The 24,570-nt window shown below is 32.9% G+C and carries 22 protein-coding genes; 1 reads left to right on the top strand and 21 read right to left on the bottom strand.

The window, feature by feature from the left end; translation table 11 throughout:
• Positions 1-19 precede the first annotated feature (19 nt).
• On the top strand, positions 20-1,159 hold the full coding sequence (locus tag HNP99_RS07415) for a lipoprotein N-acyltransferase Lnb domain-containing protein (RefSeq protein ID WP_173852744.1): 1,140 nt from the start codon (positions 20-22) through the stop codon (positions 1,157-1,159).
• A gap of 6 nt (positions 1,160-1,165) precedes the next feature.
• Here the strand turns inward: HNP99_RS07415 and HNP99_RS07410 are convergent, their stop codons facing one another.
• The 21 genes from HNP99_RS07410 to HNP99_RS07310 all read right to left on the bottom strand — a co-directional run bounded on the left by HNP99_RS07410 (position 1,166) and on the right by HNP99_RS07310 (position 24,561).
• On the bottom strand, positions 1,166-2,557 hold the full coding sequence (locus HNP99_RS07410; RefSeq protein WP_173852743.1) for an exopolysaccharide biosynthesis polyprenyl glycosylphosphotransferase: 1,392 nt from the start codon (positions 2,555-2,557) through the stop codon (positions 1,166-1,168).
• A 137-nt stretch (positions 2,558-2,694) separates the two neighbouring features.
• Positions 2,695-4,035, bottom strand: coding sequence for an O-antigen ligase family protein (locus tag HNP99_RS07405; RefSeq protein ID WP_173852742.1), 1,341 nt, complete (start codon positions 4,033-4,035; stop codon positions 2,695-2,697).
• The gene (locus HNP99_RS07400; protein WP_173852741.1) at positions 4,028-5,104 is read right to left on the bottom strand and encodes a glycosyltransferase; all 1,077 of its coding nucleotides are present in this window, start codon (positions 5,102-5,104) and stop codon (positions 4,028-4,030) included. The genes HNP99_RS07405 and HNP99_RS07400 overlap by 8 nt, the downstream gene beginning before the upstream one ends.
• Entirely contained in the window at positions 5,104-6,219 is a 1,116-nt protein-coding gene (locus tag HNP99_RS07395) for a glycosyltransferase family 4 protein (protein WP_173852740.1), read from the bottom strand. The genes HNP99_RS07400 and HNP99_RS07395 overlap by 1 nt, the downstream gene beginning before the upstream one ends.
• Before the next feature lie 2 nt (positions 6,220-6,221).
• Positions 6,222-7,217 (bottom strand): glycosyltransferase family 2 protein, encoded by a 996-nt coding sequence (locus HNP99_RS07390; protein WP_173852739.1) that lies wholly within the window; start codon positions 7,215-7,217, stop codon positions 6,222-6,224.
• On the bottom strand, positions 7,214-8,755 hold the full coding sequence (locus HNP99_RS07385) for a glycosyltransferase family 2 protein (protein WP_217424401.1): 1,542 nt from the start codon (positions 8,753-8,755) through the stop codon (positions 7,214-7,216). Before HNP99_RS07385 ends, HNP99_RS07390 begins: the two co-directional genes overlap by 4 nt.
• A gap of 3 nt (positions 8,756-8,758) precedes the next feature.
• Complete coding sequence (locus tag HNP99_RS07380) at positions 8,759-9,904, bottom strand: glycosyltransferase family 4 protein (protein ID WP_173852738.1); 1,146 nt, start codon at positions 9,902-9,904, stop codon at positions 8,759-8,761.
• Positions 9,901-10,788, bottom strand: coding sequence for a hypothetical protein (locus tag HNP99_RS07375; RefSeq protein WP_173852737.1), 888 nt, complete (start codon positions 10,786-10,788; stop codon positions 9,901-9,903). The genes HNP99_RS07380 and HNP99_RS07375 overlap by 4 nt, the downstream gene beginning before the upstream one ends.
• An 18-nt stretch (positions 10,789-10,806) precedes the next feature.
• The gene (locus tag HNP99_RS07370; protein ID WP_173852736.1) at positions 10,807-12,240 is read right to left on the bottom strand and encodes an MBOAT family O-acyltransferase; all 1,434 of its coding nucleotides are present in this window, start codon (positions 12,238-12,240) and stop codon (positions 10,807-10,809) included.
• Positions 12,241-12,281: 41 nt separating this feature from the next.
• A complete protein-coding gene (locus tag HNP99_RS07365; protein WP_173852735.1) occupies positions 12,282-12,845 on the bottom strand; it encodes a serine O-acetyltransferase in 564 nt (187 codons plus the stop codon).
• Positions 12,846-12,847: 2 nt separating this feature from the next.
• Positions 12,848-14,248: a UDP-glycosyltransferase gene (locus HNP99_RS07360; RefSeq protein WP_173852734.1), complete on the bottom strand. Its 1,401-nt coding sequence runs from the start codon at positions 14,246-14,248 to the stop codon at positions 12,848-12,850.
• Entirely contained in the window at positions 14,238-15,371 is a 1,134-nt protein-coding gene (neuC, locus tag HNP99_RS07355; protein WP_173852733.1) for a UDP-N-acetylglucosamine 2-epimerase, read from the bottom strand. The genes HNP99_RS07360 and neuC overlap by 11 nt, the downstream gene beginning before the upstream one ends.
• A gap of 417 nt (positions 15,372-15,788) precedes the next feature.
• A complete protein-coding gene (locus HNP99_RS07350; protein ID WP_173852732.1) occupies positions 15,789-16,130 on the bottom strand; it encodes a GIY-YIG nuclease family protein in 342 nt (113 codons plus the stop codon).
• A 402-nt stretch (positions 16,131-16,532) separates the two neighbouring features.
• Positions 16,533-17,573 carry an N-acetylneuraminate synthase family protein gene (locus tag HNP99_RS07345; protein ID WP_173852731.1) on the bottom strand — a complete coding sequence of 347 codons (1,041 nt, stop codon included), beginning with the start codon at positions 17,571-17,573 and terminating at the stop codon, positions 16,533-16,535.
• A gap of 59 nt (positions 17,574-17,632) precedes the next feature.
• Positions 17,633-18,310 (bottom strand): acylneuraminate cytidylyltransferase family protein, encoded by a 678-nt coding sequence (locus tag HNP99_RS07340; protein WP_173852730.1) that lies wholly within the window; start codon positions 18,308-18,310, stop codon positions 17,633-17,635.
• 12 nt (positions 18,311-18,322) lie between these two features.
• Positions 18,323-19,240, bottom strand: a complete 918-nt coding sequence (locus HNP99_RS07335) for a glycosyltransferase family 2 protein (protein WP_173852729.1) — start codon at positions 19,238-19,240, stop codon at positions 18,323-18,325.
• An 18-nt stretch (positions 19,241-19,258) separates the two neighbouring features.
• Positions 19,259-20,488 (bottom strand): UDP-glycosyltransferase, encoded by a 1,230-nt coding sequence (locus HNP99_RS07330; RefSeq protein WP_173852728.1) that lies wholly within the window; start codon positions 20,486-20,488, stop codon positions 19,259-19,261.
• A gap of 197 nt (positions 20,489-20,685) precedes the next feature.
• On the bottom strand, positions 20,686-21,792 hold the full coding sequence (gene wecB / locus HNP99_RS07325) for a non-hydrolyzing UDP-N-acetylglucosamine 2-epimerase (RefSeq protein WP_173852727.1): 1,107 nt from the start codon (positions 21,790-21,792) through the stop codon (positions 20,686-20,688).
• Positions 21,793-21,794: 2 nt separating this feature from the next.
• Positions 21,795-22,781: a glycosyltransferase family A protein gene (locus tag HNP99_RS07320; protein ID WP_173852726.1), complete on the bottom strand. Its 987-nt coding sequence runs from the start codon at positions 22,779-22,781 to the stop codon at positions 21,795-21,797.
• Positions 22,778-23,725, bottom strand: a complete 948-nt coding sequence (locus HNP99_RS07315; RefSeq protein WP_173852725.1) for a glycosyltransferase family 2 protein — start codon at positions 23,723-23,725, stop codon at positions 22,778-22,780. The genes HNP99_RS07320 and HNP99_RS07315 overlap by 4 nt, the downstream gene beginning before the upstream one ends.
• Positions 23,725-24,561, bottom strand: a complete 837-nt coding sequence (locus HNP99_RS07310) for a glycosyltransferase (RefSeq protein ID WP_217424400.1) — start codon at positions 24,559-24,561, stop codon at positions 23,725-23,727. Before HNP99_RS07310 ends, HNP99_RS07315 begins: the two co-directional genes overlap by 1 nt.
• Positions 24,562-24,570: the final 9 nt, after the last annotated feature.

Below are 24,570 nucleotides of genomic sequence, written 5' to 3'. Positions count from 1 at the left end.
CGCTTAAAAAAACAGACTAATGAAAACTTCATTCTTACAAATAGCTTCTCTTTATATCTTTCTTATCTGTTCGATAAGTAATTTATCTGCACAAAAATTAACTTTATCAAACGAAACAAAGGTTAGCGTATTAACCTGCGGAACCGGTAATGAATCCTATTCCCTTTTTGGACACACCGCAATTAGAATCGCAGATCCAAAAAACTTCATTGACATTGTTTACAACTATGGTGCTTTTGACTTTAATACGCCCAACTTTGTTTTGAAATTCGTAAAAGGCGACTTACAATATTTTGCTGTAGCACATCCCTATACTGACTTTATTAATGAGTACACCTATGAAAAAAGAGCGGTTTACGAACAAGAGTTAAACGTATCGCAACAATTAAAGCAAGATTTATTTGACAACTTAAAAACCTCATTATCGTCAGGAGAAAGCTACTACACCTATAAATTTATAGACAAGAATTGCACCTCAATGGTAGTAGACATCCTCAACAAAACCTTAAAAACAAAGGCAATTGTAAAAAATGCAGATACGAACCTAACCTACAGAACAATCTTATTTCCTTATTTTGACCATCATTTTTACGAGAAATTAGGAACGAGTATTATTTTTGGAGAGAAAGTAGACCGTATGGGAACACAAATTTTCCTTCCGTTTGAATTAATGAAAAGCTTAGAAAAAACATCTTTTGAGAATCATTTACTAGCTAATAAAACACATACAATACTATCCTACGAAACCGAAAGTCCGTTTTCATGGTGGAATAATGCCTACACTTATTTGTTGCTACTTGCTATAGTAGTATTGATAAACAGTAAAAGCGTAAATCAATTTTACCTTTTAATAATGGCATTACTGGGAGCGTTTTTTGTTTTTGCGGGATTTTATTCTTTCCATCAAGAGTTAGCATGGAATTATAATATTTTATTATTCAACCCGCTATTATTTATACTGCTGTATTTTATAATAACTAAAAACAGTGGCTTAATTTATAAGTTGACTGTTGCCAACCTACTTTGTTTAGCAATCTATGTAGTGCTTTTAATCAACAAAGCGCATGTGTTAATTGTACTACCTATGGTGTTTACTAGTGCTACAATTCTGGTACGATTAGCGATTAAGAATAAAAAGAAGATTCCTATAATTATCTAGTAATAACTATTGACCGCGATACAAAACTATTGTCGTAATCGTTTTAATTGCAATATTCAAATCCAAATAAAAGCTTCTGTGCTTAATGTAATATAAGTCATATTGCAGCTTAATCAAACTGTCTTCAATAGTTTCACCATAAGTATAATTCACCTGTGCCCAACCTGTAAGCCCTGGCTTAATAATATGCCTTGTGGTGTAAAATGGCATTCTATCAGCAATTTCTTTAACAAAATAAGGTCTTTCAGGACGCGGACCAATAATTGCCATCTCTCCTTTTAGTACATTTACAAACTGTGGAAATTCGTCTATACGTGTTTTTCTTAGAAATTTCCCAAATTTCGTTACCCTTTCATCATTATAAGTTGCAAAAACAGCTTTATCAGTTTCTGCATTTTTAATCATAGTACGAAACTTAAGGATCTTAAAAAGAACACCATCCCTACCTACACGTTCTTGCGTGTAAAATAACTTACCGTTATTCCCTAAGAAATTACCCAACAAGATAAACGGAACTAGTACAGCGCCGATGGCTATGCCTACAATGGAAAAACCAACTTCTAACAACCTAATTACCGAAAGATATAACTTGTTTTGATTGCTTCTGCTAAAAGGGAAGAAACGATAAAAATCCCTATCAAGAAATTGTACTGGAATGCGTTGTGTTTTACTTTCATAAACCTGTACATATTCTCTAATCATATTACCAGACTCCAATAAATGCAATAACTGCAAATAAAGATCACTAGTAATTCCTTCGGTTTTTTGGGAAGCGATTACTATTTCAGAAACCTTATTTTCTTTTACATACGAATACAAATCTTCTTTTTTAATATGCGGAACATAATGTGTTCTAGCAATTGCGTCTTCAATACTATCAGCACTTACATAACCTACAATTTTATAATGGGGATCAATATTCTCCAAACCTAAAATTAATTCTTCGACTTGATCGTTATCACATATTAAAATAGCATTTTGATAGAAACGATGTGATGCCAATAACCGTACATAAAAAATCCTCCATAAAAAAAGAGCAATTAATACAACAAGGTAAAAAGTGATTATTTGCAAACGATTTTTTGGTAATAGTGGAGAAAAAATTGGTGTTAAGAGGTACACCAAAACAGTAGTGGAAACGGTTAGCAACGTACTTTTCAAAACCTGAAATTCATTACTAGCTACCTGTAAATTGTACATTTCGAAGATAGCTCCAAAAACATTGATGTAAACAGCCAATACAATAGCCCAATGATAATTAGTTACCGAAACACGTAAGTAGTCCAGTTCAAAAAGAGTCCCTACAAAATACAATACAAATAAAACTACGAATACATCGATAGAATGAAGCAGCATTTTCCTTTCAGAAATTTCGAAGTGAATTTTATTTTTAAACATTATTGTATCGTGGTTTGGGCTGCAATTTAGCATTTTCGAATTAGAAAACACCTCCAAATAGAATTTCAATTACTAATTAATCCTTTTAAATTACAGCCAAAATGAGTAATGCAACTTACAATTACAAACGGACTAAGTCACTCTTTATTCTTCTGATTTTGAAAAATTTGCACATTAAGCAAAGACAACGAATATACAAAAGCGGGTACAGCAGTTCTCATTGCAGCGTGGTTAATGGTTAAAAACCAGAATGCAACAAAACACAACAAATACATATTGAATTTATTTTCAAAATATAAAAACAAAGGAGTTAAAAAAAGTATTGCTAGCGCTAGTATCCCTAGCATACCATGCTCAGCAAGCATCCTAGTAATTTCATCGTGTGACAACACTTTCATCCCTGTCTCTCTTTCTCGCAATTCGGCTGCAACACCAGTCCCTACTCCCAATAGCGGGTTTTTATAAAACGTATTGATTTCGTTTTGAGCAATATCCTCTCGACCAGTAAACTGACTTTCCTTTGCCCTACCCGCTGCATCTTGATTAGCATAGCGTTTATTAATTAAACCATCTGTTTGAAAAGAAGTATAACTCCAAGCCGAAAGTAATGCAACTGTAATTAAAACCATTATAGAGCCTAATTTCACCTTACCTCCACCATTTGTTTTAAAGTACAGAAAAACAAGCAACAACAGTATCATCAAAAAACCAGTAATCATTCCACCACGAGAAAAGGTAACCATTCCTCTATAAGTGATATTAAGTGCAAGAATTAGATTGATCGCTACCATAATTTTGGTTTTAGACTCTAGTATAATCCTCGAAAAAAAGATAAACATCCCTAATCCTAAAAAGGTCGCCACTTGGTTGGGGCCAAAACCTCCAGAGGTTTCAAAATTAGACTGTGTACTGGTAATTACATCTCTAACATTAGGCGTATAAAACGTTAAATACACCATACAAGAAACAATAGGTAATCCCATACTTAATAGGATATCATTCATTTTCTCCAATGCTATTTTTCTTCTAAAGGTATAGAGTGAAGCAATTCCGAGACAAACAGGACCCGAAATATTAAAAGCAATTGTTTTTCTAATATCTGAATCATAGTTTAAGGAATAAGTCGCCATAATCACCCCCGGAATGAGTAGCAATAAAAAAATCCAATACGGAAAAGCCCCTTTTGAAAAACCACTGTAATACATCCCTATTAAAATATAAAAAACCACGCCATACTTAGTAATCTCATACAAAGGATTTCCTCCTGTCATCCGCAGAAATACCTCACTACCCACGAGGTAAGCCGCAACAATAAGCACTTCATTATTGCTGTTTTGACTTTTTATAACGTAATAAGTCCCAAAAATAAAAATGGAATACCCATATATTTTAGACGTAAACGGAAATAGATAAATAAGAAATCCAATTCCTACGTGAAAAAGTATTAATTTGAGATAGTTAATTTCTTCTTTAGTCATTTTTAATTTCTTCGTATTTAGCAATTAATTGCTTTAAAATAATACTTTTTGAATATTTTCTAAGTACTGATTGCTGCAAATATAGCCCAAAACGATCTCTGAGTGGCTTATCTGAAATGATTTTATACAGTTGGTTTTTTAATTCGTCTTCGTTATTAGGGTCGAAAAGTAAACCACTTAAATTGTCTGCAACAACCTCTGAACAAGAGCCTACATTTGTAGATAGGGTAGGAAGTCCAGCCAATCCATATTCTAACAAACAAACAGGAAAACCTTCAGCAGTAGAGGATAAAACACCTATAGTAGCTTGTGACAAAATATTTTCAATATCCCTTTTTGCGCCATATAGAAACACAAATTCTTCTAAGTTTTCTAATTTGATATAATCCCGAATCGCTTTGGAGTAATCATCATCATACTCTTCACCTATTAAATGCAATGTCCAGTTAGGTACATTTAAGTCTTTAAAAGCACGTAGTAAAGCCAAGTGATTTTTAGGATGTTTTAAATTAGCTACACAAACAATTCGTTGTCCATCATTCCCTTGTAAAATGGTCGTTCCCTTTTTTTGTATATCAAAGGCAGTGAAGTTGGGAATATAATACGCATTTTTACAAAATGTTTTTTGTTTTACCCAAGTCAACAACTGCTTATTGACAACAAAAATAGCATTAAAAAACAAAGAACATAAAATCAAAACCGCATTAGCACTTGCGGTTTGATTCACCCTGGCACCATAGTGTTCATGCCAAATGACTTTAATTTTAGGGTAACTAATTTTTAACAAAACAGCTATAAAAAAGGAGGTTCCGTGAGCATGAACAATAGCTACCTTATGTGTCACGATATACTGTCTTAATTCAAAAACAGCCTGAACATCAATAGTTTGTTTTTTATTCAAAAACAGATAAGAACATTTAGAATTTATTTCATTCAACAATGCTCCTTCATTTCTAGTAACTACTAATCCCGAAAACGAAATTTCTTGCGCCAAAGCATTGGCATAATTTACCGCCATGCGCTCTGCACCACCCGCTTCAAGAGAATCTATGATTTGAACAATACGCATTAGACTAATAATTTTTTAATTTCAGTTTCAAAAACATCAAGTGTGTAGTTTTGTGACCAAGTAAAAGCGGCTTTTTGTTGAATTAAGTATTCCTCTTTATTATTTAAAAGCGATGCAATTTTAGTCACATCTTCTTTAATTTTTATATCTAATAAAACCCCTCTTTTTCCGTAGTCCAGCATATAAGGAACACAGGAAACAGCGGTAGCAATAGGAACACAACCCCAAAACATTCCTTCGGCAAGGGCTTTCGGCCAGCCTTCACTAGCGGATGGAAGCAAAACAAAATGACTTTCTTGGTATGCCGCTTTCAAGGCTTCCCGATCTTGATTTCCTTTTAGAGTTACAACCTCAGCTAAATTATTTTTTAAAATATAATTTTCTAAAACGATACGTTCAACTCCTTCCCCATATAAATCTAAAGAAACGTCAAAACCTTTTAGATACAATTGCTCGATTAAATGAATAGCATACAACGGATTTTTGCCAATAACTAAAGCTCCTACGAAAACAAAAACAATTTTCTTGTCTAGATTTTTAGTGATCAAAGGTTTTTTCTCATTTTCAAAATAGCTTGCTGTAAAAAAAGATTTGCAGTTCTTAGTTTGCTCTTCCCATTCTCCATAAATTAAAACCTGCATGTTTCTGGTCAAGAAAGTGTTGCTCAGTATTTTTTGTTGCAATTTATAAGTCCAAGGTTTTCTTGATTTTGGGTCCCAATTTCCGGCATACTTTGCTGTCTTTATTTTATTAGGAAATAAAATTTGCACAAAACAGCCCAATAAACCAACATTACCTGGACAACGCAAATGAATATGATCTGCATTTTGCATGGCTCTGTACATTTTCCAACAGATTTTTGGGAATTTAGAAATAGCAAGCAGACTATTTTTTGGACTTAAAACATCAAAATCTTTGACACTTACAAATTCAATATTATTATGTTCATAAGCCGAATCAATGGCCGTTTTAAATTGGGTTGATTCTGGAGCTACAATAGCTAAATCATCAACATGCTTTGTCCAAATATTCATTTCATTTACATAAGGAGCATAAGCAAAAATATGTTTTTTTTCTATGATATGTGGAACGTTTGTGATAATGAGGAATTTCATTTTTAATTTTTTGGCTCATTGAATAATAAACTCCACCAACCCACAGTTCTACCAATTGCTTCAGTAAAAGCCTCTTTTTTTGCCCTTGTAGTTACCACATTACTATACCTAATTAATGTCAATACGATGGTAATGGCATGCCATTTGAATTGGTCTTTCCTCTTAGGATTTGGATTTTTAACACGCCAAACGTACCAGCCATTCCTAACGACCATTTTACCATAATGATATTGATTAGGCCTTCCAGAGGCATCGTGATAATGATTTAACTGGGCCGCTGTGTTCAGGTACATCTTCCCCAATTTAGAAACACGAAGTGTAAAATCAGCATCCTCATAGAGTCCGTATCCTTCAAAATAAGTAGAGAACTTAATCGTGTCAAACACTATTTTTTTAAACGAAGAAACCCCACCCATCAGCATTTCTACTTCGTATGTTTTACCAGTTGGAGGTAAAAACCCTACACTGCGTCCATGTGAATATAACGAGGAATATCCTGGAGGACAATCACTATCCAATCCTAACTTTTTTCTAAGAACAAATCTACTTCCTTCATGCTGTTTCCAGCCATCATAATAAAATTCATTTATCGTGGGGGTATAATTGTCACCTACATATTCCCATTCATTCCCCTCTTTGATAAAACCACCTACCGCTAAGGCTTCTGGAAAAACCTGATATGTTTTGAGCAATTGCTCAAAGTAATCTTTTTCTAAAACAATATCATCATCTAAAAAACAAACAATTTCAATCTCACTTCCTAGTTTAGCTATACCAAAATTTCTTTGTTTGGTCAATCCGCGATCGGCATCACTAACTTTAAAATAGTTTAAATTTTGAAATGGATTCCCGTTTAACACTATTGCAGTTGCCTCGTTATTGGATCCATCTATAATTAAAATTTCATCGGGATATAGAGTTTGACTTTGAACTGATTGCAATAATTTCAGCAAAGGTTCAGGTCGCATATACGTACAGACAATTAGAGAAAACTTCATTCTTTACAATTTAATTCATTAGCCCAAAAAACACTACTATTCCACTGTTTCTTAAAATTGATATAATAGGAAAAAGGACTTTTAAGCGCTTGATTTTGATAATATTTGAAAAACAATATTGTCTTATAGCCTAAAAATTGCGCTCTAGTAGCATTACTTAATAAATACAACATCACCGTTGGGGAAGGTTTGGGTTGGATCTTATCATTACCCCATTTCAAAATGGGCTTTATCCTAAAACCGCCTATGGGTGCTTTTAAATGGAGAATAGAGGGTTCAGGAAAATACAAAATATCATGACCCTGATTCCGTAATTGCATTCCAAAATCACTATCTTCTCCGTAACCAAATTCATAGCCCATACCAAAACTACATGTATTTAAATTTCGAGAAGCTACTATACTGCAACCTGAACCAAAACTAATCCATTGTACTACGGTATTTAAACTTGTTTTCTCTCCTTTTCGTAAACAACGAAACGATACCGCCCCGGCACCAAATTGTTCGATAAAATAAAAAGCCTCTTTAAAAAAATTTGATTCAAAAACAATATCATCATCCGCAAGAAAAACCCATTCACTCTTCACTTCTTTTAAAGCTACATTACGAGCATTGCAAGCTCCAGCCTGATGGGTGAAAATATGTTTTATTTCAAAGGGCCAACGCTCATTTACTAAATAATCCAATTCAGATATACTATTTGCAATTGGGTTTTGCTCCACAATAATTACTTTTTCAGGAAGGAGCGTTTGCTTCGCTAAATCGTGCAAAACAGCATACAAATAGGCCTTCCTTCCTATTGTTGGAATAATAACATCAATACTTTTATCGCGAACTACTTTTCGGGAAGATGCTACGGGTATTTTATCCAGATTAATGTTGGTATTGTTTCTTTTTTTATAGAAAAAGGAAGCTAGAAAAGGAAATACTAGTAATTTCTTTTCGAAAAAAAACAGATTAAATAACAATATAAAAATCCAACGTGTTTTATAATGTTGCTTAACAAAACGGAAAAGAATGAAGTTTGAGTGTCCTGTAATTTCTTTGCTATCGCAATTTTTAAAAAGTTGCGGTTCTGAATAGCAGAGCAATCCTTTAGGCATCAATAATTTTGCTAAAGAATTCAGATAATAATCAAAATCCGAGTTAAATGGAATTTCTTTACCAACTGCTAATACTACCGATGCATGAATCATTCCTACTGCACTACTCATTTGCCACGTAGGGAAACATACTTTTTTATTTACTTTTACAAACAACGACTCATCAACATAACCAATCATATTTCCTAAATAATTAGCAGTATTGGGGTCATACGAGAGCAGTAATTTATCATGATGGAACAGTTTGCTTAACTCCCCAACGTTTAAATTATCTTGGCAGGCAACCGCACACCAAACAATACAACTATTAGGATATCGAACTGCAAGCTGAAACAATCCTTCTGCAATTGAAAGCCCAAAATCTAAAGCTATTGGTTGTCCTAAATGATCTTCAATTGTAGCAATTTTTTTAAGGGAGTGATAAATAAAAATCAATGGCTATTTTATTAACGATTTATAATAAGACAAACTCTCTTTTGCCACGACATCAATACTAAATTGCTGCATCACTTTTTGTCTTGCTGCCAAACCAAATTCCTGTTGCATTGAGTTATTCTTAAGCAAGCTATTTATTTTGTTCGCATATAGCGCGTGTTTTTTTGGATTAACCAAAAAACCACTCAAGCCATCTTCTACAACAGCTGTAGCCCAACCAATGTTAGACGTTACTACCGCTTTTTCCATTGCCATCGCTTCAATCCAAGAAACTGGTAATGCTTCTGCAAAAGAAGGAAAAACACAAACACTGGCTTGATTAATATGCGTTTGTATCGCATCATAAGGTACAGCTCCAATATAGCTTACATTAAGCAAGGCGTCTTGAGTAAATAAACCGCGCATCATTTCCCATGTAGAAGTGGATCCTGAAATAATATCAGGCACATCCTTACCTACTAAAAGTAATTGAGCAGTAGGATTGTTTATAAGGACTTCATTGAAGATGAATGGTAGTTCAAGCAATCCCTTTTTACGGATCAAACTTCCAAAATACAAAATGGTATTGGGTACTACTTCTATTTCCTGATTTCTCTTAAAAGTAGCTGTATCAATAGCATTGGGGATAATATAAAATTGTTCCTTTAAACCAAAAACTTTATTTGTGGTATCAGCAGTAAACTGACTTACAGCAAGCAATCCAGTTGCTTTTTGCAAGGCTCTTTTTTCATGAAATTTATTTTTCCATTTTACGGGACGCTGATCAAGATGACAAAAATAAGTATCGGAGCCATTCAATCGAATAACAACCGGACACTTTTTAGGGGAAATAAAAGAAGTGATTCCGGTCCAATCTGGTGCTTCTACAAGATCAATTTTTTGATCATCATGCAGTTTATCAATTATTCTTTGCAGTTTTTTTCGAGTAAAAAACCAAGACAACCCCTTTATTTTAACATTTTTAATCTGTTGGATTGTAATCCCATTATCTTCAAAAACACTGTCTTTCTTTTGACCATAAACAAGTACGCGAACAACACAGCCCTCAGCCACAAGTCCCAGTGCTAGGTTTTTAATACTAGTTCCAATCCCGCCAGAAGCACCCGTAAGTACGTGTGGATATTCAGGAGTTAAAAAAGCTATCTTCATTTATTGGATTTAAAAAAATCATTAATTACTACAGTCGTAAAAATACGAGCACCTGCATCGTTCATGTGTCCGCAAGATGAAAAATACTTATTTTCCTTTACTACATTTTCATAATTATGAATTTCAGGGTAAGCCTTATGTACTTTATCAAAATAATTCATTCCCACAACATTCTCACACATGGGCGTCATGATAGCAATGAAATGAATATTATTGGCTTTACAAACCGCTTTAATCTCTTCATAATATTTATTATGTGGTAAAGGATTTAAGTTGACAATATTATTTTTCATATTTCCTTTAGTTGTATTGCCTAAAGGATAATAGCCTTTATTATCCAAAATTCTAGTAGGTTCCTTTATAGCGGTTTTAAACATATCTCTAAAACCTATTCTTGTTTCAAACTTGAGGTACCTGTAAAACGGAATATAATAGAGCTCGTTAAAATCGTCTTGCTTATCAAAATGTTTTTTCACAGTTTCAGAACGGTGTAAATAAGGTAAAAACTTAGCCGAAATCCCTTCTGCTTCGTGATCATTGGATAAATTTAAGTCGGCTTCTAGAATCACATTTTTAATTACATAGTTGCGTTCAATCATCAATTTAAGTAACAATGAAGCTTCGTACAAATGGCCTCCACTCATCCCGAAATTAAAAGCTTTCAGTCCCTTCTTTTCGAATAATTCGGTCACAAAATGATTGTTAGCCCTAGAAGAACCTAAAACTACTACATCATAATCACCTGCAGTTGAATTAAATACAGAATCAATTTTTCCTCTATTTTTTGATTGTAAATAAACAGAAGTGTACCCAAAATCTAATACTATCGCTAGGATTGCGGTTAGCACTATTATTTTTAAAATTAAAAGTAGAAACTTTTTCATGGTCTATTCAATAGGTTTTTAAAACTGGAAGTAGATGAATTCTTTGTAATCCGAAAAAGTTCCGAAAGCTAAAATAGCAACAACGGCAAGACTTAGTCGCAACCAACTGTTTTTTCCAGAAATAGGTTCTTCTTTGAATCGATTGTTCCATTCTACAATTACAAACAGCCCAATCATAAGTAATAATTCATAATTATAGCGTTCGTTTGAAAGGTATTGTGAAGTAAAACTTCCTTCGGTAAAAACCCTTTTAATATAAAGAACCGCATCTGTGATGGATTTCGCTCTAAAAAACACCCACGCCAAGCAAGCTAATGCAAAAGTGTATACGATATGCAGGATCTCTTTTGCGGAAGCAAAATTCCATTCCAATTGTACCATTTCGATATTTGAACGATTTTTATTTCGTAGTAAAAGAGGCAAGAAATACAACGCATTGATAAATCCCCAAGCAAGATACGTCCAGTTGGCGCCATGCCAAAAACCACTAACTACAAATATGATAAACGTATTGCGTATTTGTTGTGACTTCCCTCCTTTACTCCCTCCAAGCGGAATATATAAATAATCCTTGAACCACGATGACAACGAAATGTGCCAACGGCGCCAGAACTCGGCGATATCCCTAGAAAAATAAGGGTAATTGAAGTTACGTAGTAAATCAATTCCGAATAATTTTGACATTCCCAATGCCATATCCGAATAGCCTGAGAAATCACCATAAATTTGAAAAGCAAAATAAACAGCTCCTAAAATTAAGGACCACGAATTCATGTGGGTATAATTATCAAAGATAGCATTGGCATAAGTTGCGCAAGTGTCTGCTATGACTACTTTTTTAACCAATCCCCAAATAAACTGAAACAAACCTTGTTTGGCTTTTTCAAAATCAAAGCTGCGTTTTACTTTGACTTGTGGTAATAAGTGTGTAGCTCGCTCAATTGGACCAGCAACCAATAAAGGAAAATAGGATACAAAAAGCGAATAATCCACAAAATTATATTCGGCTTTGATTCTCTTTTTATAAATATCAATTACATACGATAAGCCATGGAAAGTATAAAACGAAATCCCCACTGGCAAAACTACATCTAGTAAAAAAGGAGTGGATTTTAATCCAAAATCACTCAAAAGTGTAGCAAATGAGCTAGCGAAAAAATTATAATATTTAAAAACCCCTAGAAAACCCAAGTTAATCCCAATACTCAACCAAAACCAAAACTTCCTTGTTTTGTCATTGTTGCTTTTTTCAATTTGGATGCCCGTATAATAATCTAAAAATGTAGAGAAAACCAATAAAAACAAAAAACGCCAATCCCAACAAGAATAGAAATAATAGCTCGATAAAATGAGTAGTAAATTTTGGCTGCTTTTGGTTTTATTAAAAACAAACCAGTATAACAGAAAAACGATTGGCAAAAAAACCGCGAAGCTTAGGGAATTAAAAAACATATTGAGGAGCTAAATTGAAGGCGCAAAAATAAACCTTTTAATTACACATTTGTATTATGAATATAAAATGGCGAAAGATCTTTTTCTATTACTATTGCTTCTGGAGAAATTACTGAAAAATGACTTGAAACACTTTTAGTAACTACTGCATTCGCACCTATTGTAACATGATCTCCTATGGTAATGTTTCCAAAAACGCAGGCACCGGGCCCTACAAAAACATTATTACCTAAGGTAGGAACGCCTTTATTTTTGCCATAATTACTAACTCCAAAAGTTATTCCTTGTGAAATATTACAATTATCGCCAATAATCGTATCTCCGTGAATCACAATACCGCCAAAGTGACCAATATAAAATCCTTCCCCTATTTTTGTTCTGTACGAAATATCAAAACCATATCTAACTTTTAGTCTTTGCAACCATATAAAAAAGAAATAAAACAACAATCTGTTACGCCTTCTATAGTATTGAGTTAAACGAAAAATTGTCATGAATTTCAAACCCGGATTAGGCATGATGACAAAGGTTTTAAGTATTGTTTTAAATCCAAGTTGAGTAATACCGCACCTCTTATAATCAGATAAAATAGTTTCTTTTAGCATTTTTATTTATTACAAATTTCAGCTATTGCTTGCCAGATTCTTTTTGAAGCTTCATTCGCAGGATGTTGGTTTACAATTTCAAACCAATGTTGTGCTTCAGACTTAATTAATGTTGATGGATTATCTAAAACCTCTTTAATTTTATATTCAATTTCATTAGCATTATCTAACCAAAAAACAGCCTCTTTACTAGGCATTGATCTAAAATGAATGAATTCATAGATGTTTTTTACAAACCAATCTTTTTTCACTTTATCATTAACATCGTAATTAATAAAACCGCAGGCTTTTTTATTAGTAGCAAAATCAAATACCATTGAAGACCCTAAGTTAATTACCATTTCTGTATGTGTAATCGTATTTATTTGTAAATCTAAATCTTGCTTAGTTGGTAAAATACTTCCCCAATCGGCACCTATTTTTTTCCATAGAGGCGCTAAAGGAACGATAACATCACTGTATTTTTCAAGTATAGTATCATACCGTTTAGAAAAATCTACAGGACATCTTCGAAAGATTATTCCTAAATTATAACCTTTACTATTCAATTTTTTTACCGCAGCTGCCACATCTGCTAAATAGTGATGATCATCTGGACAAGTAGTTACATCATCACCTGAATAGCAAATGTATTTTTTATTAAGATCTAGTTTATTTTCTTTGAAAAAGACTTCTTTAGACAACTTCTTATTCTCATCAAAATGTGGTTCAAATTGAGGAGATCCAGTGATGAAGATTTGCGCTTCTTTTATATATGGATAATAGAATAAGAGTTCTTTTTTCATATTTTCACTCCATACGCAATAATAGTCTGTTTCTATGACCATTGTCGCCTTTGGTAAATTATCCCATGAAAAAATAAATGCTACAGTAGGAATCCCTAAAGATTGAGCAGCTAGTATTGGCGCTATAGAAACTGTATGTCTTTGATTTGTACAAAAAACTAAATCTGGTTTTTCTTTTTTTAATGTCTCTAAACACTCCTTATAAAAATCAGTTTGCTTTTCTTTTTCAAGAATTTTATTTCTAACCTTTATTAGTCCTTTTTCTGAAGAATTATTTTTTATAATTGAATTTAAAAGTATTTTCTTTAGTTTGTTTTTGATCCCGTTATTATTTTGCACAAAACGATAAGCATTGTACGTTTTATCACTAGTTTTTTTACAATTTAAATCAAGTTCTATTTGTTGACGTGCATTTTTATAAATTGTCGTAAAAGGATGTGGTTTGGCGTTCTCAATTTTAATTTCGTTATATCCCATTGTAGACAACTCAAAAGGAGTTCCGTTCCAATAAACAACTTCAAACTCTTTATCACAACCTAACTTATGAAAGTTCGTATAGGCAAAATTGCGCAAACCTATTCCGTCAGGAAGAAGAATGAAAATCTTTTTATTGTTCATTATATAACTCTCTAAATTGTTTTTGATGATTGATAGCCCATAGTTTTCCATTCTTCATGGAATCTAAAAACAGTTGTGTGCTATTTCCTGTTCCAAAATTAGCTGTAGTATGATCTGATTTATAATTATCAATTGTTTTTAATGCGCTATTGATGCTCGCTTCACTATAGTCAATATTAACAATATCAGCATGTACTGCTCTATTTTGCTGACGCGTACCTACATTAATTATTGGAATATTGTAGTAAGGTGCTTCTCTAATTCCTGCACTACTATTACCAATTATAAATTGTGAATTTTTAAGTAAAGTCAAGAAATATTCAAAACGCAACGATGGAAAAACTCTAAAGCGTTTATGCTCTTTTAGTCTTTCATACTGTTCCATAATAAAACGACTCCCTAAATCATTGTTGGGGTAAATCACGATATAATTATGATCATCCGCTAGTAAACTACTAACAAAGTTAGTAGCATATTCTTTCATTTGTTGTGACTCCGTTGTTACAGGATGAAACATCACAATAGCAAATTTTTCAAAATCAATTTGGTAATATTCTTTTGCAACACTCAAATTCGGAAGCTTATCTGAGAACATAATATCAATATCCGGAGAACCAATAGTAAAAATAGAAGATTCGGTTTCACCCATTTGCAATAAACGCTTCGCCGCTTCATCATTCGAAACAAAATGAATATGGCTCAATTTACTTACACTGTGTCTGATTAATTCATCGACAGTTCCTGATAGTTCGCCACCTTCAATGTGTGCCACTAAAATATTATTTAAAGAACCCACTATTGCACCTGCTAATGTCTCCACACGATCACCATGCACTACAATTAAATCAGGCACCACTTTTTTAGTATAACTTGAAAGGCCCTCGATGGTTTTTGCCAAAGTCAAATCCATGGTAGTTTCATGGGTATGATTATCAAAAGTATGAATGTTCTTAAAATTGCAACGTTCAATTTCTAACAAAGTATACCCATATTCCATTTGCAAATGCATCCCCGTTACGAAAACAAAAACCTCAAAGCTAGGGTGCACATCCAAAATGGAAATTAGTGATTTTATTTTACCAAAATCAGCTCGAGTACCTGTTAAGAATATTATTTTTTTCATTAATTTATTTTTTCAATCACGATTGTCAGTGGAAAGGAGTCGAAGCGCTTTCGTGTAATTACGTTTTTCATTTAGCTAGATTCTCGACTCCGCTCGAATTGACAATTGTTTTTTCATTTACTAATGTCAGGCTGAGCGGAGTCGAAGCCCTTTTATCAAATTACGTTTCATCTAAACTAGATTCTCGACTCCGCTCGAATTGACAAATGTTATTTCATACCCTACTGTCAGGTTGAGCGGAGTCGAAGCCTTTTTATCAAATTCACTTTTCGATTAACCCGATTCTCGACTCCGCTCGAATTGACAAACGTTATTTCAACCTCGCTGTCAGGTTGAGCGGAGTCGAAGCCATTATTCATCAATTCATATCTCAATTAAATAATATTCTCGACTACGCTCGAATTGACAAACATTATTTCATACCTCACTGTCTGGTTGAGCGGAGTCTAAACCCTTGTTTTTGGAATGTGATTCGTTTTTACATTGTGACAACAAAGGCAACAGATTAAAATCATCATTTATCAGTGCCTCCTTCTTTGCCCTGCTCCATTTTTTTATTTTCTTTTCAAAAACAATTGCTTGACTAGGATCTGTAAAATCCTGAAACCAAACTAAATTTACTGGTCTGCGTTTATAAGTATATGCATCACGATATTTCCCTGCATTGTGTTCTACAACTCTTTTTTCAAGATTTGAAGAAAATCCAACATAATAAGAATCATCTTTGCATTTCAATAAGTAAACGTAGTATAATTTCATTTGAGTATTTATTAAATTAATAATATTCTCAACTCGAATCGACATTAAGTTCCTAATTGGCAACCCCATTGTTAGACTGAGCGGAGTCGAAGCCCTTGTTTAACAAATCACGTTTCAATTAACCCGATTCTCGACTCCGCTCGAATTGACAAACGTTGTTTCATACCCAACTGTTAGGCAAAGCGAAGTCGAAGCCCCTTTATCAAATTACGTTTCATCTAAACTAGATTCTCGACTGCGCTCGAATTGACAATCGTTTTTTCATACCCAACTGTCAGGTTGAGCGGAGTCGAAGCCCCTTTTTCAAATCACGTTTCATCTAAACAACATTCTCGACTCCGCTCGAATTGACAAACGTTGTTTCATACCCTACTGTCAGGCTGAGCGGAGTCGAAGCCCCTTTTATTCGAAATCTTCAAATTTTAACTGCTCATCATTATTAATATCCCTCAAAGCAATTTTACCTAACAACTCATTAAAATGAATTGCTAAAATTTCACCAGTTCCAGGGCGTTTTACCCAAATATTTTCCATACTCAGTACTTCTCCTTTTTTTATTGGCTTAATTGTACATACCGTAGCAAAAGCAAAATCAATCGTAACCTGCTCCTCTTTAGCTGGTTCTTTACTACCACCACGCATTTGCCAAATTTCGTTAGAACTAATAATTAAATCTGCACAAGCATTTTCGTCCATGCTACACACAATATCTGGACCTGTGCGTTGCATCATATCCGTAAAATGACGTTCTAAAACACTTGCTCCTAAGGCTACTGCACCCAAACACGCATTGTTATTTAAGGTATGATCTGACAATCCAAAAACTTTGTCTGGAAAGGCGTCATGTAGTTGCGTCATAGCACCAAAACGAACCAAATGTATGGGTGTTGGATATAAATTAGTAGTATGCAACAGCGCTACAGGAACATTCTGTTTATCAAAAATCGCTACTGCTTTTGCGACACTTTCAATGGTATTCATTCCAGTACTTAAAATCACTGGTTTCCCAAACGAAGCGATGTGCTCTAGCAAAGGATAATTATTACACTCTCCCGAACCAATTTTATAAGCTTGCACACCAAACTTTTCTAATCGATCAGCGGCAGCTCTAGAAAATGGAGTCGAAATAAATAGCATACCTTTGCTTTCGACATAATTTTTCAATTCGAGTTCGTCACTTTCGTTTAGAGAACAGCGTTCCATAATTTCATAAATAGATACGGTGGCATTCCCTGGAATGACTTTCTTTGCGGCACCACTCATTTCATCGGCAACGATATGGGTTTGGTGTTTGACCACCTCAACTCCTGCGCGTTTTGCAGCATCAACCATTTCTTTGGCTACTGCCAAGGAACCCTCATGATTAATACCAATCTCGGCAATAACCAAAGGTGGAAAATCGGGTCCTATTTTTCTTCCTGCAATTTCTATATAGGGGTTCATAAAATACGTTATAAGTTATGCCGCTCGATTGCGCTCGAGCTGACAACTGTTTTACTTTGTCATGTCGAGCGCAGTCGAGACACTTTTTTTATTAAATATTCCGCATACTCTAAATCCTCCAGAGTATCTATATCAACATTTGCAAAAATATGATTTACTTCTAACGGAAAGGCATTTTCAGAAATAATTATACCTTTAGCAATTAGCGCCGCTTTTGTAATATATAGCAAACCATTTTCATAAAATAAAGGGGCTAAATCTTGACTCCTTTGTCCTATTTCATAATTAAACGGAACAAACTTTTCATCTATTATTTTTCCCAATTTATCTTGATTTCTAGTTACCGTAAACAAACTATCACACTGTTTTGATTCAAAAGTAGTAAAAGCATCTTCTAATAAATTTTCAGTTCGAAGCGGATTTGTTGGTTGTAATAAAATAACATTTTCAACTTTGTGCTCTATTGTTGCAAGCGCATGTTTTAATGCCGATACTGTAGGTTCATGATCACCTGACAAACTTTCTGGTCTATCAATGACTTTAACTCCATAATGAATTGCAGTTTTTTTGACAGCTTCATCATTTGTAGTAACATAGATCGCGTCAATGAATTTTAAATTATTTTGGGCATATAAAATACTGTGCGCTAATAAGGGAATCCCTCCTAGCAACAGATTGTTTTTATTTGTGAGTCTTTTAGAACCACCACGCGCAGGGATTATCACGATTGTTTTCATTAAACTTTGCCTTTAAGTAGTTTGAATTTCTGGTACCCAATATATTTTTGCTGGCGCTAGACTTTGATAAGCAACATACTCCGTTGCAGTTAGTTTATTCCTGTTTTTTAATATCTTAAAACCATTTTTTAATACATCAATTAGCACGATCCCTATTATTTTAAAAACCCTCCAATCCCCTTTTAGAACTTTTGTAGTAAATTGAATCCAAATTGAATACGCAATCTTTCTAGGAATAACTGCTGCAGGATAAAACAATAAAAATAAAAACCATCCAGAGCGTAATGAGCTCCTTAAACGAATATGATAGTCATCATTTTTCTTTCGTAGCTTCATATCCACCCTATGATTTACGAGTACATCAGGCAAATAACTAATTTCCCAATTCTTTTTAAACAATTGATACGAAGCAAAATCCTCTTCACCATAAAAAACAAACCATTCAGGATAATTAGGTATAGCACGCCAAGCCTGCATATTCCATACATGGGCGCATCCTACAAAACTTTGGACTCGGCAACTAACATCCTTAGAAATTAAATTATCAGGAATCGTTGTTCCCCAGTAAATCCTGAAAGCTATCAAACCACATTGGGGATTCGATTTAAAATAATTTTCAATTAAAAACAAAGGATTTTCAGTCAAAAAATGAGCATCATCGTCAAGTGATATCGCATAATCAGTTTTATTTTCATTCAGCATCTTATTCCTGCAATATAAATACCCTTTAGAAATTTCATTTCTATAAAGAATAACATCCGGAAAATTATTTTTAACAAAGAGAAAGGTACCATCAGTAGAACCATCATCATAAACAACACAATTTACGTTATCCAGCAAGAATAAATGTTGGATTTTACTTAGTGTTAATCGTAAATCTTCTTTTCTGTTTTTAGTAGTAATGAGGATTGAAAATATTGAATTTAACATAAATCTTTAATTATTTAGCTATCCACAAATTATTTTCTGCAAATTAGCTACAGACAAATACTCAACTAAATCCTTTCTATTTAAAAGAAGTTGGTCTGGATTTTGTTTCCATAATTGATACATTACACTAAAAATACCTGCAATTTTATTGACATCATCTACTTCAGCCCAATACGGATAATCATTCCCTAATAAGCGCTTTGTTTCGCTATAATACGGTGCTAATGAAAGTATGGCTTTATTCGCTTCAACACAATGCGGAAACTTTGCAGGAAGAAAGGGACTAATTTCTGATTTTGATTCCAAAATAACATTAACAGTAACCTTTTGCTGCAAGGTATAAACGGTGTCAAATGGTATATTTCTATCATAAATATACATCTCTGAATTGTCTTTGTCGTACGATGCAAGCATGTCAGAATGATAAAATGCATTTCCTAATAAAATCAATTTTGAGTCTTGAATAGCTGCTGGATTTTGTTTCAAAAACAACTTAAATCCTTCAAGTAAACCTAGCGGAGAACGCTGTTTCATCAAATTCCCCGCATGCAAAACAGTAAATTTCCTTAAGTCAAAATATTCTGGAAGTATTATATCTTGTATTTCTTGTTTCGCATTTTGATGTGGAATCAACACACCTGTTTTTAAAAAGTTGGGATAATAACTCCCCATCCATTCCTTTAATAACAAACTTGGAAAAGCACTATATTGAGCTTTTTCAGAAACTTTTGTAAAGAATTTTTCTTTTTTTTTGTAACTAGTTTCTATCCAATTATAAGGGCGCGGATAGAAATGAAAGGGATACGGATCATGAACATAAGCCATCCATTTACCATGAAATTGAGGTAATTGTAAAACTGCATAATGTGGTCTAAAGCTGGCTCCTTTACTTAATGTAAGTATTAAGTCTGGAATGAAATCACATTTTTTCAAAGCCTTAACAATACTCTTAGTATCATTAAAGAAAGTGAAGGAAAAACCGAATAATCCTTCTAAAAAAGGAGCCATATTAACCTTAAAATTTCGTTGTATAACGCGTTGCATTCGGCTTAAAAAATATAAAGGACTGTATTTTATTTCTGGTATAGCATAAGTGGCAATAGATGGTAATTGGATGTTTTTTAGAGTGTAGTGATAAACCAAGACCTCAAAACCTCCAGCAATTAAGTTCTGAATAAATGCAACATTAGCTTTAGAACCACTACTGTCTTCAATATTTATTGAATCAACTACGACTAGTATTCTCATTATTTTTATTATTAGACACTAAATTAGTATATATATTATAAAACCTTATTCTAATTAAATACTTCAACAATTTATACGTATGATTGGGTAAAATAATTACAATTATAGCTAATCCATGTGGTTCTTAGTTTTATTGAAGGGAATATTTACTGAAATCAAACACTTCCATTAAACGAGACTTTTCAATAAATACACTATTACTGCTGCTTAAGTAAGTAATCGACAATTTGTACTGATGCTTTGCCTACTCCATAGGGGTTGTCTTGGTTGTCAAAACCATTAAAGTTATCCAAAATAGTATTTATTGCCTTTACAATTTTAATACGATTGGTACCAACTAAAGTCGAAAAACCTGCAATTACTCCTTCTGGTCGCTCTGAAACTGATCGTGTTACAACTACTGGTTTCCCTAAAGTGGGAGCTTCTTCTTGAATACCACCTGAATCGGTAACAATCAAAAAAGATTGTTGCATCAACCAAACAAAAGTAGGATACGATACAGGAGGAATTAATAGTATATTTTGCTGTTGTGATAACAACTCATGAACAACCACTTTTACATTAGGATTCAAATGTACGGGATAAACAACAATAACATCTTCACGCTGGGCAATTTCTAGTAATGCTGCGCAAAGGTTCTTTATTCCTTCACCAAAGTTCTCTCTACGGTGTCCTGTGACTAATACTATTTTTTTATTACTATTTAGTTTTAATCGTAACGCTTCAATTTCATCTAGCACATATTTCTTATCTTGAATTTTATTTATAGTCCATAACAATGCATCAATAACAGTATTACCCGTTTCAACAATTGATATTGAAGCAATTCCTTCCATTAATAAGTTTTGAGTAGCTGCGCTTGTTGGTGTAAAATGAAGATCAGCAATTTTACTCGTAATTTGACGATTGATTTCTTCTGGAAAAGGTGCTTGTTTGTTGTAGGTTCGTAAACCCGCTTCAATATGCCCTATTTTAATTCCCAAATGAAACGCTGCCAAAGCTATCATTGCCGAAGAGGTAGTATCACCATGCACCAAAACTAAATCTGGTTTTTCTAAGCTCAAAACAATATCCATTTCCGAAAGGATTCGAGAGCTCAACCCATTTAATGTTTGATTTGGTTGCATTAAATCAAGGTCATAATCTGGTGAAATATTAAAGAAATCCAAAACCTGATCTAACATTTGACGATGTTGAGCTGTCACACATACTTTAACCTCAAAATTATTTTGCAGTAATTCGTGGTAAAGTGGTGCCATTTTGATAGCTTCCGGTCGTGTACCAAAACAGATAAGGATTTTCATGACTATAGTTTTACTATTTTTTTCACTACTCTAAAAACGATTGATCTAAACCAATAAGGAGTGTATCTTTTTTTTATAGCTAATTCAAGTCCTTCAAAATCTTTATGTTCAATATAATCTCCTTCATTTTTTTTTAAACTAGTTATATTATTATCTAGTCGATTCCCCATATGATAGGCAAATGTTTTAGATAAAGACAGTCTATAATACCCTTTCTCATCAGCTTTATTATCTATAAATTTATCCTCATATCCATTGAAGAATTTAAATTCTGGATAATCATTTATTTTATTAATCAATGCTGTTCTATATGTTGCTACAAAATGCCCTGCACCTAATATAGCTATTGTATTTGTATTTTTAATATAATATTGATGCGTTCTCCAATTAAAACTTCTATTATTTCTACTTAAAAGAGATGTATTACCTAATCCCTCTAAATAAAGATCACAATCCAAATCTGTTACTATTTTACTTTTGTTTATCGATAATGATAAAGTTTTGTCAAAAAAAACAGAGCTATTATGATTAAGCGCTAGATTAGAACAAGGCAATGGAGCAACTACACCAGCCATATCAAAGTTTTTATAAACATTGAATACCGCTTTCTCCCAACCTTTTATGAATAAAATATCACCATCTGAAATAGTTACGAATGGCTCATAAATCCCCTTTAATTCATTCATGATCGCATATACTTTCCCTTTATTTTCGGAATAAAGAACGTACTTATCAATTAGCTTTTTATTGATATACTTATTTATTGTTAGTTCGACTTCAATAGTAGAATTATTATTGATGAGCGTAATACAAGTTGTATCAAAATTAATTGTTTTAGTTAGTGATTCTAAACAATGATTTAAAACAATAATGCTTTGCTCGTAATATTCATCCGTGCTATTAGGTATATAAAAAACTACAATTACCCGATGTAGCTTCTTACTATTTCTTTCTCCTTTGCTTTTTTCTGGATTTACGCCTACCCTCACCTTAATATAGTTTTGTTAATTATTTTTATATATATACCGTGAACAAAAAATAAAAATTGCATTTTTTTTTTAAATAAAAACCCAATTTGAAAATTTAATTTCAAATAACTTTTAATTTTGTTCAAATAAGAATAATCATAATGATAAAACAAAAAATATTTCACAAAAAAAATAATTGACTTTTGATTTAATATTTTTTTTTCAGCTAAAAAATCCCATAATTTTTGATACATTCTTACAATTGACCCAATTTTATGTAGACTATTATCTTTGCTTGCCGTAATACTATTACCATGATGACGATAGAAAAACAAAAACTCATTTACCGCAAAATATTTTGGTTTTTTTAAAAAAAATAATCTTAAATAAAGTTCTTCTTCTTCCGCATAATAATTTAGCTCAGCATCAAATCGAATTCCTTCAAATAAATTAAATTTAAAAATAGGACCTATGGAATGAATTCTAATTTTGCGTAATAAAAAATCTTCCGATAAATTTTCGCTATTTACATTCATCTCTCCCACGTAAACATGACTAGATAATTCAAAATCCCCTTGAAATCCTTGATACTTACAGTTTACAATTTCAATCTCTGTATTGCTAACAAATATATCCATTTGCTTTTTTAACTTTTCTGGATGCATTATATCGTCGTCGTCAAAAAATTGTATGTATTTAGCATTGCGATACTCTGCTATATCTAATCCAAAATTCCTAGTTTCAGGAAGTCCCTGCTTATATTCTTTAGACTTCAAATAATAAAAGAACCTCCCGTCTTTCTTTATGAAACAATCAATAATCTCTTTTGTAGAATCAGTTGAAAAATCATCAACAATTATACATTCCCAATTAGAATAAGTCTGAGCTAATATTGATTCTAAAGTTTGGCTTATAAGGTGCTGACGATTATGTGTTGCTAAAAGTATTGTAACTAAAGGTTCCATTAATTAAAAATTGATTTAATAATCCGAAAAGGCTTCAAAACGGCAGTTCCGATTCTAAATTCTAATCGTTGCGTATTTTTAATCTTTTCTTTTTCTTCTCTTTCTATGTTAAACAATAGATGAGTTACGAAGGTTTCAAAATTTTTCTTGTATAGTTCTTGATGCTTATTATAAATATATTTCAATAGGTCATATTTTTTAAAGTTTGCTATAGTTGATGTAGAATTAGACCTTCTTCTATAATTATATAATGGTTCTTGAATTATGTAAGCTCTCCCTCTGTCTTTTAAAATTCTAATAAAAAATTCCCAATCTTCAAATCCATTTCGCATTTCTTCATCATATCCACCACACAATAACCAATCTTTTTTTGTAAACATTGAGGTTCCTAACGCCTGATTTTCTTGTAAAAAATTAACTATTGTACCTCCAGAGGGTGAAAAAATATTTCTATCACCATTGTCATACAAACGATTTGCCATACAGCTAACAATTTTAATATCATCATTTGCGAAAAATAATGGTATCGCTTTTTCACAAAAACTGGTTTCAAAAAAATCATCACTATCTAAAACTAAAATATACTCCCCTTTTGACACTTGAATCCCTTGGTTTCTAGCAGTGCTTTGCCCCAGGTTTTCTTGCGTAATTAACTTTGTAACTCGAGACGCGACTTTTTTTAGGACTTCTTTTGTTTTAGTATTTGATCCATCATCTACAACAATGACCTCTATGTTAGAATAAGTTTGATCTAAAGCTGAATTAACAGCTTGCTCAACATACTGCCAGTCATTATAGCAAGGGATTATTATAGAAACAAGAGGTGTTTTTATCAAAATTTAGAT

Origin of the sequence: Flavobacterium gelidicaeli (assembly GCF_013294005.1) — a bacterium.
Lineage (GTDB): Bacteria > Bacteroidota > Bacteroidia > Flavobacteriales > Flavobacteriaceae > Flavobacterium.
The sequence above is the reverse complement of the archived record's forward strand: the minus strand, read 5'-3'. Positions and strand labels throughout refer to the sequence as shown.

Coding starts and splice junctions, on each gene's coding strand:
- HNP99_RS07375 (WP_173852737.1), bottom strand. CDS start 10,788: ATGAAAAAGTTTCTACTTTTAATTTTAAAAATAATAGTGCTAACCGCA.
- HNP99_RS07400 (WP_173852741.1), bottom strand. CDS start 5,104: ATGCGTATTGTTCAAATCATAGATTCTCTTGAAGCGGGTGGTGCAGAG.
- HNP99_RS07380 (WP_173852738.1), bottom strand. CDS start 9,904: ATGAAGATAGCTTTTTTAACTCCTGAATATCCACACGTACTTACGGGT.
- HNP99_RS07410 (WP_173852743.1), bottom strand. CDS start 2,557: ATGTTTAAAAATAAAATTCACTTCGAAATTTCTGAAAGGAAAATGCTG.
- HNP99_RS07345 (WP_173852731.1), bottom strand. CDS start 17,573: ATGAACCCCTATATAGAAATTGCAGGAAGAAAAATAGGACCCGATTTT.
- HNP99_RS07360 (WP_173852734.1), bottom strand. CDS start 14,248: ATGAACAATAAAAAGATTTTCATTCTTCTTCCTGACGGAATAGGTTTG.
- HNP99_RS07395 (WP_173852740.1), bottom strand. CDS start 6,219: ATGAAATTCCTCATTATCACAAACGTTCCACATATCATAGAAAAAAAA.
- wecB (WP_173852727.1), bottom strand. CDS start 21,792: ATGAAAATCCTTATCTGTTTTGGTACACGACCGGAAGCTATCAAAATG.
- HNP99_RS07335 (WP_173852729.1), bottom strand. CDS start 19,240: ATGTTAAATTCAATATTTTCAATCCTCATTACTACTAAAAACAGAAAA.
- HNP99_RS07350 (WP_173852732.1), bottom strand. CDS start 16,130: ATGAAATTATACTACGTTTACTTATTGAAATGCAAAGATGATTCTTAT.
- neuC (WP_173852733.1), bottom strand. CDS start 15,371: ATGAAAAAAATAATATTCTTAACAGGTACTCGAGCTGATTTTGGTAAA.
- HNP99_RS07340 (WP_173852730.1), bottom strand. CDS start 18,310: ATGAAAACAATCGTGATAATCCCTGCGCGTGGTGGTTCTAAAAGACTC.
- HNP99_RS07415 (WP_173852744.1), top strand. CDS start 20: ATGAAAACTTCATTCTTACAAATAGCTTCTCTTTATATCTTTCTTATC.
- HNP99_RS07370 (WP_173852736.1), bottom strand. CDS start 12,240: ATGTTTTTTAATTCCCTAAGCTTCGCGGTTTTTTTGCCAATCGTTTTT.
- HNP99_RS07315 (WP_173852725.1), bottom strand. CDS start 23,725: ATGGAACCTTTAGTTACAATACTTTTAGCAACACATAATCGTCAGCAC.
- HNP99_RS07405 (WP_173852742.1), bottom strand. CDS start 4,035: ATGACTAAAGAAGAAATTAACTATCTCAAATTAATACTTTTTCACGTA.
- HNP99_RS07330 (WP_173852728.1), bottom strand. CDS start 20,488: ATGAGAATACTAGTCGTAGTTGATTCAATAAATATTGAAGACAGTAGT.
- HNP99_RS07365 (WP_173852735.1), bottom strand. CDS start 12,845: ATGCTAAAAGAAACTATTTTATCTGATTATAAGAGGTGCGGTATTACT.
- HNP99_RS07390 (WP_173852739.1), bottom strand. CDS start 7,217: ATGAAGTTTTCTCTAATTGTCTGTACGTATATGCGACCTGAACCTTTG.